The sequence below is a fragment of the Micromonospora sp. CA-263727 genome (genome assembly GCF_050942455.1).
In the GTDB taxonomy this organism is placed as follows: domain Bacteria; phylum Actinomycetota; class Actinomycetes; order Mycobacteriales; family Micromonosporaceae; genus Micromonospora.
The window spans coordinates 4,729,835-4,743,239 of sequence record NZ_CP192031.1; the positions used below are offsets into that span (position 1 = coordinate 4,729,835).

The following is a 13,405-nucleotide window of genomic DNA, read 5'->3' on the forward strand; positions in this document are numbered from 1 at the left end:
TGGGCGCCAGGATGCCGGTCACCGGTCGACGCGGTCCACCACCGACGGCCATCCGCCGTCGACCGCCGTCCACTATCGACCGGTATCGACGATAGCTCAGCCCGGCAGTGGCGCCTCGTCGCCCCGGTGGCGGCGTGGGGAGACCAGCCGGCGCACCATCGGGGCGGCGTTCCAGCGCGCCGCGCCGACCAGGTCGCGGGCGTGTTCCAGCACCGTGTAGTCCGGCCGGGCCAGGCCGGCGGCGATCGCGGCGTCCAGGTCGTTGCCGCAGCGCATCAGCACGCTGTCGAAGTCGCGGCGGACCGGCTCCAGCAGCTGGTACCCGAACGACCGGTGCAGCCGGGCGAAGAGCGGCTTGTACAGCCGGGCCCGCTCGTGCAGCCCCGATGAGTACGACATCGGGTTCTTCGGCCGGCGGCGGATGTAGTCGGGCAGCAGATCGGCGAAGGCCCGCCGGACAATCCACTTCTCCTGACCGTCCCGCATCTTCAGCTCGATCGGCAGGCGCATCGCCAGTTCGACCAGGGCCAGGTCGAGGAAGGGCACCCGGGCCTCCACGCCGAAGCCCATGCTGGTCCGGTCGACCCGCTGCAACTCGGTCCGGCAGAGGTTACGGATCTTGTGCAGGAAGAGGCGTCGGGATGCCGCCGGCCCGACCTCGTGGTACATCGGGTACCCGCCGAAAAGCTCGTCCGAGCCGTCACCGGTGAGCACCACCTTGACCCCCAGCTCCCGCAGCCGGCGGAAGATCGGCACCGAGACCACCGCGTTGATGATGTCGCCGTACTCGGTCAGCTCGGAGATCCGGATCGCCTCCCGGATGTCGGCCAGCCGGATGTCGCGCGGGCGCAGCTCGACCACCTCGTGCGGCACGCCGAGTTCCTTCGCCAGCCGCCGGGCGTACGCCACGTCGGGGCTCTCCGGCACACCGACGGTGACCGCGACGCAGTCCGGGTGCAGCTGCGCCGCGTGCAGCAGCGCCAGCGAGCTGTCCAGGCCGCCGGAGAGCACCACGCCCACGGTGAGGTCGGTGTCCAGCCGCACCCGGAAACTGTCGGTGAGGGCGGTACGGACGAGCAGGGCGGCCTCGTCCGGGTCCACCACCACCGGCAGATCCGCGCCGAGGGAGAGCAGGTCCACGTACGGTCGCAGGTGGACCTGCCGGTCGGCGTCGACCCAGCCGTGGTGCCCGGGCGGCACCTCGACCACCGGCGCGCCCGCCCGGACCAGCGCCTTGACCTCGCTGGCGACGTGCAGGCACCCCGGGGGCCGCGACCAGTACAGCGGCTTCACCCCGAGCGGGTCCCGCACCAGGTACGCGCGGCCGGTCGCCCGTTCCACGATGGCGAACGCGTACTCGCCGCGCAGCCGGGTCACCATCCGCTCGCCCCAGCGCTCGAACGCGGCGAGCACCACCTCGGTGTCGCTGGTGGTGTGGAACCGGTGGCCCAGGTCGGTCAGCTCGGCGCGCAGCTCGTGGTGGTTGAAGACCTCGCCGTTGTAGCAGAGCAGCCAGCGCTCGTCGGCGGAGAGCCAGGGCTGCACCGCGCGGTTGCGATCCACCACCCGCAGCCGCCGGACGCCGGCGAGCAGGCCGGTCTCATACCGCGTTTCGGTGACCTCACCGCGCGGGACGAGCTGGGTGAGCATCCGCCGGAAGATCGCCGGGTCGGCCTCCGGACCGAGGCTGAGCACGATGCCGCACATGGTCAGACCCCCATCTCGGCTTCGTACGCCCGGCGCAGCCGCAAGGTCGCCGACGGCGCCAGACAGATGTGCCAGGCCTGCCCCTCGTCGACCACGTTGATCTCGCCGGTCCGCTGCCGGTTCAGCAGGAGCCCGGCCAGGGTGTCCCGCACGCCGAACCGGCCGAACCACTCCATCTCGACGTCGACCGCCCAGCCCAGGCAGTGGCCGCTGGGCACCATCGCGGCGTACCCGAGGCGGCGCAGCCGGTACTGGTGCTCGGCGCTGCGGACCAAGCTGGTCACCCAGAGCGGCGGGGTGCCGGCCGGGGTGGCGGCGGCGAACTCGCGGCCGATGTCGTTGAGCAGGGCGACCACCTCGCGGCGGGCCCGGCGGAACAACAGCCCGGCGGTGCGCGGCGTCGCGTCCGGCAGCACCCGTCGGCGCAGCGCCCGCACTCCCCGGCCGACGACCGTCCGGGGTTGTTCGGTGTAGCGGAACCGCAGCAGGTCGCGCCGCCGCAGCCACTCCAGGTCGACCAGCTCGGTGCTGTGGTGGACCTCGGGGTCGGTGAGGAAGGTGGAAGCCTCCCGCCACCACATCACGTCGATGCGGGACAGCAGGTAGATGCGTACCAGCCCGGCCAGGTCGCTGGCGGAGCTGCGCGCGTTGGGCTGGTAGCGGGCCATCTCCAGCAGCAGGGTCTCCCGGGCGCCGATCAGCCCCTGGGGAGTGTTGTCGAGCACCGCGGCGATGGCCGGCTCCCGCAGCCGCTGGTCGATCAGGACCTGGCGGGCCTGCGTACTGTTCGCCCCGGCGAGCGCCCCCACCTCGACCAGCAGTTCGGCCACGGCGTCGCGGTACGCGTCCAGGTCCGGTTCGACGGCGGGGGTACGGCGCGACAGTCTGGACGAGGCGCGGCGGCGGGCCGGCGCGGCATACGGCACCGGCGGCCCCGACTGCTGTCTCGGGCTACGGCTGGGCACACGCATGGTCGGGTCCTCTCTCCGTCGCGGCATCACGGCGTACGTCACCCTCGGTGACACCGTAACCACGCAAACCGGGAGGAGTTCGAGCAATCCTCCTATCTCCCCTGCAAGGAGTCGGCACGGGCCGCGACACCACTTTCCGCCAGTACGGCCGCGGTGGATCTGCGCGGCGGCTGCCGGCGGGTCACAGCCAGCCGTGTTCGCGCGCGACGCGTACCGCCTCGGCCCGGTTGTCGACGCCCAGCTTCTGCACGGCGAGAGCGAGGTAGTTGCGGACCGTTCCGCTGGACAGGTGCGCCCGGCGGGCGATCGAGGCGACCGACGACCCGTCCTCGGACAGCCGTAGCGTCTCCAGCTCACGCGGGGTCAGCGGGCACGGTGGGATGGTGAGCGCGTCGGCCGCGAGCGCCGGGTCGACGTACCGGCCGCCGGCCTGCACCCGGCGGATCACGTCGGCGAGCGCCCCGCCCGGGGCACCCTTGGGCAGGTAGCCGCGGGCCCCGGCGCCCAGGGCGCGGGCCAGGTGCGCGGGGTGCGCCTGGCCGGTGAGGATGACCACCGCGCAGCCCGGCAGCGCCCGGGACAGCTCGGCGGCGACGGCGAAACCGTCCCGCCGGGGCATGGCCAGGTCGATCACCGCCACATCGGGCCGGTGGGCGAGGGCGGCGGCCACCGCGTCATCCCCGTCGGCCGCCTGCGCGACGACCGCCAGGTCCTCCTCAAGGTCCAGCAGCGCGGCGAGGGCGGTACGGATCAACTCCTCGTCGTCGGCGAGCAGGACGCGGATCCTGGGGCGCTCGGTGGTCATGTGGCGGTCGGTACGGTCGCCTCGACGATGAACACCCCGTCGGCGCGGCTGGTGCGCAACTGCCCGCCGGTCGTGGCCAGCCGGTCGGCGAGACCGCGCAGGCCGTGGCTGTGCTGGTCCGGCACCGCCGTGGCGGTCACCCCGTCGTTGGTCACGGTCATCCGCACCACGTCCTCCTCCTGGGCGATCTCGATCCGGCACCAGCCGGCCCGGCTGTGCCGCAACACGTTGGTGCCGGCCTCGCGGAGCACGGCCGCCAGCTGGGTCGCCGCCTCCGGCGGCAGCTCGCCGGCCGGTGGCACGAGCGTGCACCGTACCCCGGACGAGCGGAGCACCTCTCCCACCGCGGTGAGCTGATCGGCAAGGTCGACCTGCCGGTAGCCGTGCACGGTGCGGCGCAGCTCGGTCAGCGCGGTGGCCGCGAGGCGCTGCGCCTCGGCCGCCTCCCGGCCGGCCCGGGCCGGGTCGTCGGGGGCGAGCCGGGCGGCCAGTTCGGCCTTGAGCGCGATGACGGTCAGGTGGTGTCCGAGCAGATCGTGCACGTCCCCGGCGAAGCGCAGCCGCTCCTGCGCGGCGGCCAACCGGGCCTGGGCCGCCCGTCCCTGCCCGGCCTGGACGAGCAGCCGCCAGAACCACACCTGGAACCCGTTGACCGCGGCGATACCGGGGCCGACGGTGCCGGTGATCAGCAGCGCCCGGCCGACTGACGCACCGGTCGCTTCGGCCACCGTGCCGGCGACCGCGAGGGCGGCGACCGTCGCCGGCAGCACCGCCCGGAACGGCGCCAGCAACGGGACCCCGCCGACCACGGCCACGCCGAGCCAGGCCCAGGTCGGCCAGGCGCCGACGGCGACCGGCGCGACGAGCGGCACGCCGAGCACCGCCACGGCGGCGTACCCGAACCGCAGCCGCCGACGGAGCGAATCGGAGCATCCGGGCGTCACCGCGGTACCCAGGGCCACCGCCAGCACCAGTGCGAACGCGACGATGCCGACCGCCCCCGAGGCCACCCGCCACGCGTCGGGTTCCCGGCTCAACCCGACCGCGGGCAGGAGCAGGGTGGCGACCATGCCGGAGGTGAGCGAGACCAGGGTCGCCGCGCGGGCGCGGGACAGGGTCCGTCCGCCGCCCGGCACCACCACCGCGTCCGCCGCCACGGTGGTCAGGGTAGAGCCCGCCGCCGTACCGGTGGACCCACCGCGTTGCCCGGTCCGACCGGGCGGAACACCCGGCGAACCGGTGACACCGCGCGGATGGTTCCCGCTCCCGCCGGCCACGACGCTCGGTGACATGACAGAGCTGACCCCGACCGTCCCAGCTACGAAGCCTCCCGCCACGACGCCTCCCGTCACGACGGCCCGCGTCACGACGACTCCCGCCAGGACGGCCTCCGGGCGGCGGGCCGGGCCGGGGCGCCGCGTGTGGCTCCGGCCGCTGGCCCGGCACCTGCTGGAGATGGGGCTGGCCATGGTGGCCGGCATGCTGCTGCTCGGGCCGGCGCGCGCCAGCCTGGGCGCGGCGTTCGACCTGGCGCCGGCGACACCCGGCCTCGGGGCGTTGCTGATGGCCACCGACATGAGTATCGGCATGGCGGTGTGGATGGGGTACCGCGGGCACTCACGCGTGGCGACCGGCGAGATGGTCCTGGCCATGTACGCGCCGGTCCTGCTGCTGCTCGTGCCGTACCGGGCCGGGCTGCTCGACGCGGACGCCCTGCTGGCCGGCGCGCACCTGCTGATCGCGCCGGCGATGGTGGCGGCGGTGCTGCGGCGCCGGGCCGAGTACGCCCGACACCCGACCGCCCGGCCCGCCCCGCGACACCCGCTGGCCCGGGTGCTGGCGCAGCGCTGGCCCGCCGGGCTGGCGCTGCTGATGACCGCCGACAACTGGACCTCCCCCGTCCCGCTGGCCGCCCACACGCTGCTGGTTCTGCCCGTCGGGTATCTGGTCATCGGCACCGTCCGGCGGCAGTGGGGCGTACCGGGGAATCTCCGGCTTCAGCTCGGCGGCCTGGCCGGATGGTCGGGGCTGGCCCTGCTCGCCGTGCTCCTCGGCGGTAGCGCCGGGCAGTGGCTGGTGGCGGTCGGCTGGCTGGGCCACGCGGGGTGGGACCTCCTCCACCACCGCACCCGGCGGGTGGTGCCACGCGGCTACGCAGAGTGGTGCGCTGTGATCGACGCCGTACTCGGGATCACCATCATGTTGGCCCTGGTCACCGGCTGACATCCGCCTTCTCGCGGGGTCGGCCGGCACGGGGCGGCGGGCCCCGGATGCACGTTCCGGTGGTCGCCGCAGCGGGCCGGTGGGGGTGATGAAAGGCTTGACCCATGAGTTCCACGCCCGTACCCCCCGACCCGTCCACCGACCAGCCCGCCTTCGCGGACCTCGGCCTGCGGCCCGAACTGCTCGCCGCGCTCGCCGCGCTCGGCTACGAGGAGCCCACGCCGATCCAGCGGGAGGCGATCCCTCCGCTGCTGACCGGCCGGGACCTGCTCGGGCAGGCGGCGACGGGCACGGGCAAGACGGCCGCGTTCGCCCTGCCGCTGTTGCAACGGATGCCGGACGACCGGCCGGGCGGCGACCCCCACGCCCTGGTGCTGGTCCCGACCCGAGAACTCGCGGTGCAGGTCTCCGAGGCGTTCCACCGCTACGGCAAGGACCTCGGCGCCCGGGTGCTGCCGATCTACGGCGGGCAGCCGATCGGCCGCCAGCTACGGGCGCTGGACGCCGGCGTGGACGTCGTGGTGGCCACCCCCGGACGGGCGCTGGACCACATCGCCCGGGGCACGCTCCGGCTGGGCGGCCTGGCCACGGTGGTGCTCGACGAGGCCGACGAGATGCTCGACATGGGCTTCGCCGAGGACATCGAGGCGATCCTGGAGCACGCCCCCGAGCAGCGGCAGACCGTGCTCTTCTCGGCCACCATGCCGTCGCGCATCGAGGGCATGGCCCGGGCGCACCTGACCGATCCGGTACGCATCCTGATCGCCCGGGAGCAGCCGGTGGCCGGCGAGGCCCCCCGGGTGCGGCAGAGCGCGTACCTGGTGGCGCGGGCGCACAAGCCGGCGGCGCTGGGCCGGGTGCTGGACGTCGAGTCGCCCACCGCGGCGATCGTGTTCTGCCGGAGCCGGGAGGAGGTCGACCGGCTCACCGAGACGATGAACGGTCGCGGCTACCGGGCCGAGGCGCTGCACGGCGGGATGAGCCAGGAACAGCGCGACCGGGTGATGGGGCGGCTGCGCGCCGGCACCGCCGACCTGCTGGTCGCCACCGACGTCGCAGCGCGCGGGCTGGACGTCGAGCAGCTCAGCCACGTGGTCAACTACGACGTTCCGTCGGCCCCGGAGTCGTACGTGCACCGCATCGGCCGGGTGGGCCGGGCCGGCCGGGAGGGCGTGGCGATCACCCTGGCCGAGCCCCGGGAGCACCGGATGCTCAAGACCATCGAGCGGGTCACCGGCCAGCGGATCATGATCGACAAGATCCCCACCGTGGCCGACCTGCGTACCCGCCGGCTGGAGCTGACGCAGGCCGCGCTGCGGGAGAGCCTGCTGGAGGACGACCTGGAGCCGTTCCGGGTGATCGTCGAGACGCTCAGCGACGAGTTCGACCTGATGGAGGTGGCGCTCGCGGCGGTAAAGCTGTCCCACGAGGCGACCCTGCCCGGCTCCGACGAGGCCGAAGAGGAGATCCCCCAGGTCTCGGTCCGCACGCCCCGCGAGGGCCGGGAGGGCCGGCCGGGTTACGAGGCCCGGGGCGAGCGTCGACCGGCGCGTCCCCGCAGCAGCGGCACCACTCAGGTCTTCATCGGTCTCGGCCGACGCGCCGGGGTACGCCCGCAGGACCTGGTGGGCGCTATCACCGGCGAGACCCGGATCGGTGGACGGGACATCGGCTCGATCGAGATCGCCGACCGGTTCTCCCTGGTCGAGGTGCCGATCGCCGTCGCCGACGAGGTGATCGCCGGGCTGCGCAACAGCACCATCAAGGGCCGCAAGGCCACCGTGCGCCGCGACCGCGACGACCGCGGCTAACCCCTGCTGAGGTGTAAGGAGGGGGCCCCTGTTAACGCCTGGTGTATAGAAGGGAACCCCTCTCACCGGCACCATGCCCAGAATGCGGCAACTGACGCCCACCGTTGCCAGGCGGCGCCAGTTGCCGGATGGATCTTGTTAAAAGGGGGCCCCTGCTATACACCAGGCGTTAACAGGGGCCCCCTCCTTACACCCCCTAAGCGGCGGTGAGGGTGTTGTCGGTTAGGGACGCGGGGTCGATCTCGGCCGGGCGTAGGGCCAGGGCGAGCACGTCGGCGACGTCGGCCAGGGTGTGCACGGTCAGCGCCTCGCGTACCTCGGTGGGCAGGTCGTCGAGGTCCGGCTCGTTGCGGGCCGGGATGATCACCTCGGTCAGGCCGGCCCGGTGCGCGGCGAGCAGCTTCTGCTTCACCCCGCCGATGGGCAGCACCCGGCCGGAGAGGGTCACCTCGCCGGTCATCCCGAACTCGGGACGTACCGCCCGGCCGCTGGCCAGCGACGCCAGCGCGGTGACCATGGTGATGCCGGCGCTCGGGCCGTCCTTGGGCACCGCGCCCGCCGGGACGTGCAGGTGGATCCGCCGCCCGGCCAGGGCGTTCGGGTCCAGGCCGAGCCGGCGGCCGTTGGCGCGCAGGTAGGAGAGGGCGATGTGCGCCGACTCCTTCATCACGTCACCGAGCTGACCGGTCAGGGTCAGTCCCGGCTCGCCGTCCATGCTGGTCGCCTCGATGAAGAGCACGTCGCCGCCGGCACCGGTGACCGCCAGCCCGGTGGCCACGCCCGGCACCGCGGTCCGCTCCGCCGACTCCGGCGTGTGCTTGGGCCGGCCGAGGTAGCGGACCAGGTTCTCCGCGCCGACCCGGACCGGCGTCGGGTCGTCGGTGAGGGCCACCGCGACCTTCCGCATGACCTTCGCCAGGGCCCGTTCCAGCTGCCGTACGCCGGCCTCCCGGGTGTACTCCCCCGCGATCCGGCCCAGCGCCGCGGAGTCGACGTCGACCTCGTCGGCGGTCAGCCCGGCCCGCTCCCGCTGCCGGGGCAGCAGGTGGTCCCGGGCGATGGCCACCTTCTCGTCCTCGGTGTAGCCGTCCAGGGTGACCAGTTCCATCCGGTCCAGCAGCGGGCCGGGGACGGCCTCCACCACGTTGGCGGTGGAGAGGAAGAGCACGTCGGAGAGATCGAGGTCGACCTCCAGGTAGTGGTCCCGGAAGGTGTGGTTCTGGGCCGGGTCGAGCACCTCCAGCAGGGCGGCGGCCGGGTCGCCCGCGTACCCCACGGAGAGCTTGTCGACCTCGTCGAGCAGCACCACCGGGTTCATCGAACCCGCCTCGCGCAGCGCCCGGACGATCCGGCCGGGCAGCGCGCCGACGTAGGTGCGGCGGTGACCCCGGATCTCGGCCTCGTCGCGGATGCCGCCGAGGGAGACCCGGACGAACTTGCGGCCGAGCGCCCGGGCGACGGACTCGCCGAGGCTGGTCTTGCCGACGCCGGGCGGGCCGGCCAGGGCCAGCACCGCGCCGGAGCCGCGCCCGCCGACGACACCGAGGTTGCGCTCGGCCCGCCGGTTGCGCACCGCCAGGTACTCCAGGATGCGGTCCTTCACGTCGGCCAGGCCGGCGTGGTCGGCGTCGAGCACGGCCCGCGCCGCGGCCAGGTCGGTGTTGTCCTCGGTACGCGTGCTCCACGGCATCTCCAGCACCGTGTCGAGCCAGGTACGGATCCAGCCCGCCTCCGGGGAGGCGTCACTGGCCCGCTCCAGCTTGCCGACCTCGCGCAGCGCCGCCTCGCGTACCTTCTCGGGCAGCTCGGCGGCCTCGACGCGGGCCCGGTAGTCGGCGGAGCCGTCCGGGGCGTCCTCGCCGAGTTCCTTGCGGATCGCGGCGAGCTGCTGGCGCAGCAGGAACTCCCGCTGCGACTTCTCCAGCCCCTCGCGTACCTCGGAGTTGATCTGCTCGGTGACCTCCTGCTCGGCGAGGTGGTCCTTCACCCAGCCGACGAGCAGTTCCAGCCGGGCGGTGACGTCCGGCGCGGCGAGCAGCTCGGTCTTCTGCGCCAGGCTGAGCCACGGCGCGTAGCCGGCCGAGTCGGCCAGCTCGGAGAGGTCGGTCATCCGCTCCACCGCGTCGCCGACCTGCCACGCGCCGCGCTGCTGGAGCACGGAGGTCACCAGGGCGCGGTATTCGCGGCCGAGTTCCCGGGCCCTGCCGGCCGGGGCGGGTTCGTCGATCTCGGTCGCCTCGACCCAGAGCGCCGCGCCGGGTCCGGGCACACCGGAGCCGATGCGGGCACGTCCGAGGCCGCGGATCACGGCCGCCGGCTCGCCGCTGGGCAGCCGGCCGACCTTCTCGATGGTGGCGATCGCCCCGACGGAGCCGTACTCGCCGTCCAGGCGGGGCACAGCGAGCAGCTTGCGGTCGCCGGTGGCCCGGGCCGCGTCGACCGCGGCCTGGGTGCTCGGGTCGAGGGTCACCGGGATGACCATGCCGGGCAGCAGCACGGCGTCGGTCAGTGGAAGTACCGGAAGAGTTGCCATCGAACACCTGCCATCGCATTGAGTTGAGCGTGTTTGACTCAAGTCGCGGCAGAGCACCGTTGTTCCGTGGTGTGACCCAGGACACGAAGCGACCCGCGACCGAGGGGCGGACAGCCCGACCGACCGCACGACATCTGCCGGCAACGCTGCGGAATCGGGATTTCGACGCCACGCAAAACGCGAGCCGACGAAAGGCGTGGCTTTTGTTGCGCAATTGCCGGGCGATGAGTCAAACTTTGACCACACCCCGCCAGACACAGGGAGTAATCGACGATGGCGAAAAAAGTAATCACGGTGCTGACCGATGACCTCGACGGCGGAAAGGCCGACCGGACGGTCGAGTTCAGCCTGGATGGCGTCGCCTACACCATCGACGTCTCCGACGAGAACGCGGGCGTCCTGCGCAAGGCGCTGGATCCGTTTATCAATGCTGGTCGGCGACTCGGCCGCGGCGCCGCCGAGACTGCTCGCGGCCCTCGCCGCGCCGTCGGTTCGACCGCTCCGGGAATGAACCGCGAGCAGAACCGCGCCATCCGGGAATGGGCGGTCAGCAACGGCTACAAGATTTCCGAGCGGGGTCGCATCCCGGTCGAGGTGGTCGAGGCGTACAAGAACCGCTGAACAGCGGCAGCGCGGATCCGGCCCCCGGATTGGTCACGTCACGAAGTCGAATGGGCACCCGGTGGAACGCCCCCGCCCCGAGCGACGCGTCCGCGAACCTGCCGCGGGCCGTCCGGAACACTTTCCGGACGGCCCGCGTTTTGCCGCGTCAGTTCAGTTGACCTGCGTCAGTTGACCTGGATCCGCACCGCGTCGAAGGCCGGGGTCTGGTTGGCCCGCTCCGACATCGGGATGCGGTGCGAGCCGTCACCGGCCCAGACCGCGCACTGCGCGGTGCCCGAATCCGGCAGACCCGGAATCTGGATGACCACGCTGTCCGGCTGGCTACCGCCGCCGCCGTCCTCGGTGGCGACGAAGAAGGCGGGCACCGGTTCCGGCGCGGGTGCCTCGTTCGTGTTGTTCAGCATCCGGCAAGCGGTGTGGAAGTGGCCCCGGGTCAGGCCCTCGCCGTTGAGCAGCGAGCTCTCCAGGTAGTAGCCACCCTGCCCGGCCGGGAGGAAGCGGTCCCGGACCAGGTTGCGGGTGCTGACCCGAATGGCGAAGCCCTGGTTGCGGTCGACCTGCTGCGGGAACTCGGTGATCAGCAGCGACGGGTTGTTGGCCGCGGAGCCGACCTCGCCGAAGGCGGTGCTGATGCAGCGGTTGCCGTTCTGGAACCCGTCGTGCGGCTGCAACTGGCTGTTGTTGCAGTTGTTGGCCAGCACGTCGAGGCCGTTGTTGCCGCCCCCGTTGTTGCCGCCGTTGTTGCCCCCGCCGTTGTTACCGCCGTTGTTGCCGCCGCCGTTGTTTCCACCGTTGTTGCCACCGCCGTTGTTGCCGCCGTTGGTGTTGTCGACCGGCTGGACCTGGCAGGTGGCGAGGTTGGCGAGACCGCGCGGCCGTGGGCCGAAGCGGTCGATGGCGATGGTGATCCGGTCGAGGGTGGCCCGGCGCTTGCTGGCCAGCGGGTCGAGGATCGCGCTGCGGATGAACGCCTGGCCCCGGTTGCCCTCGGCGGCGAGTCGCCGGTCGGCCTCGGTGATCTGGGTCTGTAGCGCGTTCAGGTTGCGGTCCACCTCGGCGCGGGCCCGGTCGGGCACCTGGGGCAGCCGGCTGACCACATCCGGGCAGGCCACGGCCAGCGAGCCGGTGGTCGCACCGCCGGTGCCGGCGCGGGTCTCCTGGCACTCCTCCACGGTCTGCTGACCGTCACCCCAGTGGTTGGTCACCCAGCGACCGTTCTGCCAGGTGCGGGTGGTGGTGGCGCCACGGGCGTTCGGCGCGGTCGCACCCGGGCTGGGCTCCACGCAGGTGGCCGCCACCGGCCGGGTCTGGTTGTTCTGCCGTCGGTCACCGGCCGACGAGATCTGAGTCACGGCGACGACGCCGCCGAAGACAGCGAGCGTGGCGCCAACGGCCAGAAGTCGCTTGGTCCGCGCGCTACCGGATGGTCGGCGCGACCGGGTTGACCTGCGCATCGAATTGCTCTCCTTCTCGATCCGGTACCTGATTCGTGACTCGACGGACCGAACGGAATCGTGGTGGCACGTTCGACGGGGACCGTCCGAACGCGCCGATGGCACGTCGACGAACGACGATGCCCTTTCCGCACCGTCTCCCGCGCCTGCCGGTGCGGGTTGGCGAGATCCTGTCCATTCCCGGTGAGGTACGGACCCTCCTCGACGGAGGTTCAAAGGAGAGATGACTTTTTTTCCGACGACCTCGATCCGGGGCGACAGGAAACAGAACGACGTCAAAACACCACCGGCGGTGACCGCCGGCCGTGCGCCGTCGCCGGTCAGACCTCGCAGAGATGGTCGTAGGCGAAACCGTCCACGAGTTCGTCGCGGCGGTCCCGCAGCCGCCGGATGCCGTCGAGCAGATCCGCGCGAGGCACCAGCGCCGGCGCGCCGGCCTCCAGGGTCCGCAGCCGGTCGCCGATGGCCAGCGCGGCCAGGTCCTCGGCGAGCCGGGCCGGATCAACCCCGCAGGAGAGCCGGTACGGGTGCAGCGACACCCGCTCCACCAGGCTCTCGCCGGGACGCACCTCGACCCAGCTCCACCCCTCGGCGGCCCCCTCCGCCCAGCGCACGTGCAGCCCGCGCAGGATCGGGTCCGCCAACCGTCCTGCCACGTACGCCTCGAACGTCTCGGCCCGGGCGAGCGCGCCGAGGTCGTTCACCGCGCCGGTCCGCCCGTCGGGCAGCCGGCCCGCGATGTCACGGAACCCGACCGCCGGCTCCTCCGGCCCGGCGGCACCGTCGGCGTACCGGCGGGCCTCGATGACGTACCCGACGATCTGCGCGCCGTGTTCGGCGGCGCGCAATGTGGCCGAGGTGACCCGCAGCACCGGCAGGCCGACGGCGGCGGTGACCGCCGCCATCATGCGCTCGGCCCGGCGGGCGGCGGCGTCGGGCGACGGCGACCGGAACTCGACGGCGAACCTCGGCCGGCCGGTGTCCTCCGCGCAGACCACCAGGTCCAGGAGCATGCGGCTGGCGGTGTTCCACTGGTGCCCGGTGACGCCGGGCGGGCGGCGTCGGGCCACTTCCCCCAGGCGCAGCCCGGGATGCACCCGCTGCCCGGCCCGGACCAGCATTGGATCCCGGCCGCCGGCCGGGACCGTCGACAGCCAGGAGTCGTCGCCACCGGTCATCGTCGTATCCACCCATCCTGCCGTCGACCGACCGAGTCTAGGATGGCGATCACGCCGCCGGCTCCCCCGGTAGGGCATCCGCTCCAGCGCCTCCGGTCG

Annotated in this window: 10 protein-coding genes; 3 read left to right on the plus strand and 7 right to left on the minus strand. The window is 73.0% G+C overall.

The features are described from left to right. Positions 1-96 precede the first annotated feature (96 nt). From ACQPYA_RS20605 to ACQPYA_RS20620, 4 genes are all read right to left on the minus strand, one after another. Entirely contained in the window at positions 97-1,707 is a 1,611-nt protein-coding gene (locus tag ACQPYA_RS20605; protein WP_433528735.1) for an asparagine synthetase B family protein, read from the minus strand. 2 nt (positions 1,708-1,709) lie between these two features. Next, positions 1,710-2,678, minus strand: a complete 969-nt coding sequence (locus tag ACQPYA_RS20610) for a DUF5715 family protein (protein ID WP_433528736.1) — start codon at positions 2,676-2,678, stop codon at positions 1,710-1,712. A gap of 181 nt (positions 2,679-2,859) precedes the next feature. Continuing rightward, complete coding sequence (locus tag ACQPYA_RS20615) at positions 2,860-3,483, minus strand: response regulator (RefSeq protein ID WP_433528737.1); 624 nt, start codon at positions 3,481-3,483, stop codon at positions 2,860-2,862. Next, positions 3,480-4,640: a sensor histidine kinase gene (locus ACQPYA_RS20620; protein ID WP_433528738.1), complete on the minus strand. Its 1,161-nt coding sequence runs from the start codon at positions 4,638-4,640 to the stop codon at positions 3,480-3,482. Before ACQPYA_RS20620 ends, ACQPYA_RS20615 begins: the two co-directional genes overlap by 4 nt. A gap of 262 nt (positions 4,641-4,902) precedes the next feature. On the opposite strand from ACQPYA_RS20620, the gene ACQPYA_RS20625 reads away from it, so the two are divergent. Both ACQPYA_RS20625 and ACQPYA_RS20630 read left to right on the plus strand, forming a co-directional pair. Beyond that, positions 4,903-5,706: a hypothetical protein gene (locus ACQPYA_RS20625; RefSeq protein ID WP_433528739.1), complete on the plus strand. Its 804-nt coding sequence runs from the start codon at positions 4,903-4,905 to the stop codon at positions 5,704-5,706. A 104-nt stretch (positions 5,707-5,810) separates the two neighbouring features. Beyond that, entirely contained in the window at positions 5,811-7,517 is a 1,707-nt protein-coding gene (locus ACQPYA_RS20630) for a DEAD/DEAH box helicase (RefSeq protein ID WP_433528740.1), read from the plus strand. Between the two features lie 196 nt (positions 7,518-7,713). Here the strand turns inward: ACQPYA_RS20630 and lon are convergent, their stop codons facing one another. After that, on the minus strand, positions 7,714-10,050 hold the full coding sequence (gene lon, locus ACQPYA_RS20635; protein ID WP_433528741.1) for an endopeptidase La: 2,337 nt from the start codon (positions 10,048-10,050) through the stop codon (positions 7,714-7,716). Positions 10,051-10,323: 273 nt separating this feature from the next. Here lon and ACQPYA_RS20640 point away from each other — a divergent pair, with 273 nt between their 5' ends. Next, entirely contained in the window at positions 10,324-10,671 is a 348-nt protein-coding gene (locus ACQPYA_RS20640) for a histone-like nucleoid-structuring protein Lsr2 (RefSeq protein ID WP_433528742.1), read from the plus strand. A 167-nt stretch (positions 10,672-10,838) separates the two neighbouring features. Here the strand turns inward: ACQPYA_RS20640 and ACQPYA_RS20645 are convergent, their stop codons facing one another. Then, positions 10,839-12,128: a hypothetical protein gene (locus ACQPYA_RS20645; protein WP_433528743.1), complete on the minus strand. Its 1,290-nt coding sequence runs from the start codon at positions 12,126-12,128 to the stop codon at positions 10,839-10,841. A gap of 320 nt (positions 12,129-12,448) precedes the next feature. Continuing rightward, on the minus strand, positions 12,449-13,306 hold the full coding sequence (locus ACQPYA_RS20650; protein ID WP_433528744.1) for a hypothetical protein: 858 nt from the start codon (positions 13,304-13,306) through the stop codon (positions 12,449-12,451). Positions 13,307-13,405 lie beyond the last annotated feature (99 nt).

Bases quoted from the DNA above. Each gene is read 5' to 3' on its own strand.
- ACQPYA_RS20630 (WP_433528740.1), top strand. From the start codon at position 5,811: ATGAGTTCCACGCCCGTACCCCCCGACCCGTCCACCGACCAGCCCGCC.
- ACQPYA_RS20640 (WP_433528742.1), top strand. From the start codon at position 10,324: ATGGCGAAAAAAGTAATCACGGTGCTGACCGATGACCTCGACGGCGGA.
- lon (WP_433528741.1), bottom strand. From the start codon at position 10,050: ATGGCAACTCTTCCGGTACTTCCACTGACCGACGCCGTGCTGCTGCCC.
- ACQPYA_RS20650 (WP_433528744.1), bottom strand. From the start codon at position 13,306: ATGACCGGTGGCGACGACTCCTGGCTGTCGACGGTCCCGGCCGGCGGC.
- ACQPYA_RS20605 (WP_433528735.1), bottom strand. From the start codon at position 1,707: ATGTGCGGCATCGTGCTCAGCCTCGGTCCGGAGGCCGACCCGGCGATC.
- ACQPYA_RS20610 (WP_433528736.1), bottom strand. From the start codon at position 2,678: ATGCGTGTGCCCAGCCGTAGCCCGAGACAGCAGTCGGGGCCGCCGGTG.
- ACQPYA_RS20615 (WP_433528737.1), bottom strand. From the start codon at position 3,483: ATGACCACCGAGCGCCCCAGGATCCGCGTCCTGCTCGCCGACGACGAG.
- ACQPYA_RS20645 (WP_433528743.1), bottom strand. From the start codon at position 12,128: ATGCGCAGGTCAACCCGGTCGCGCCGACCATCCGGTAGCGCGCGGACC.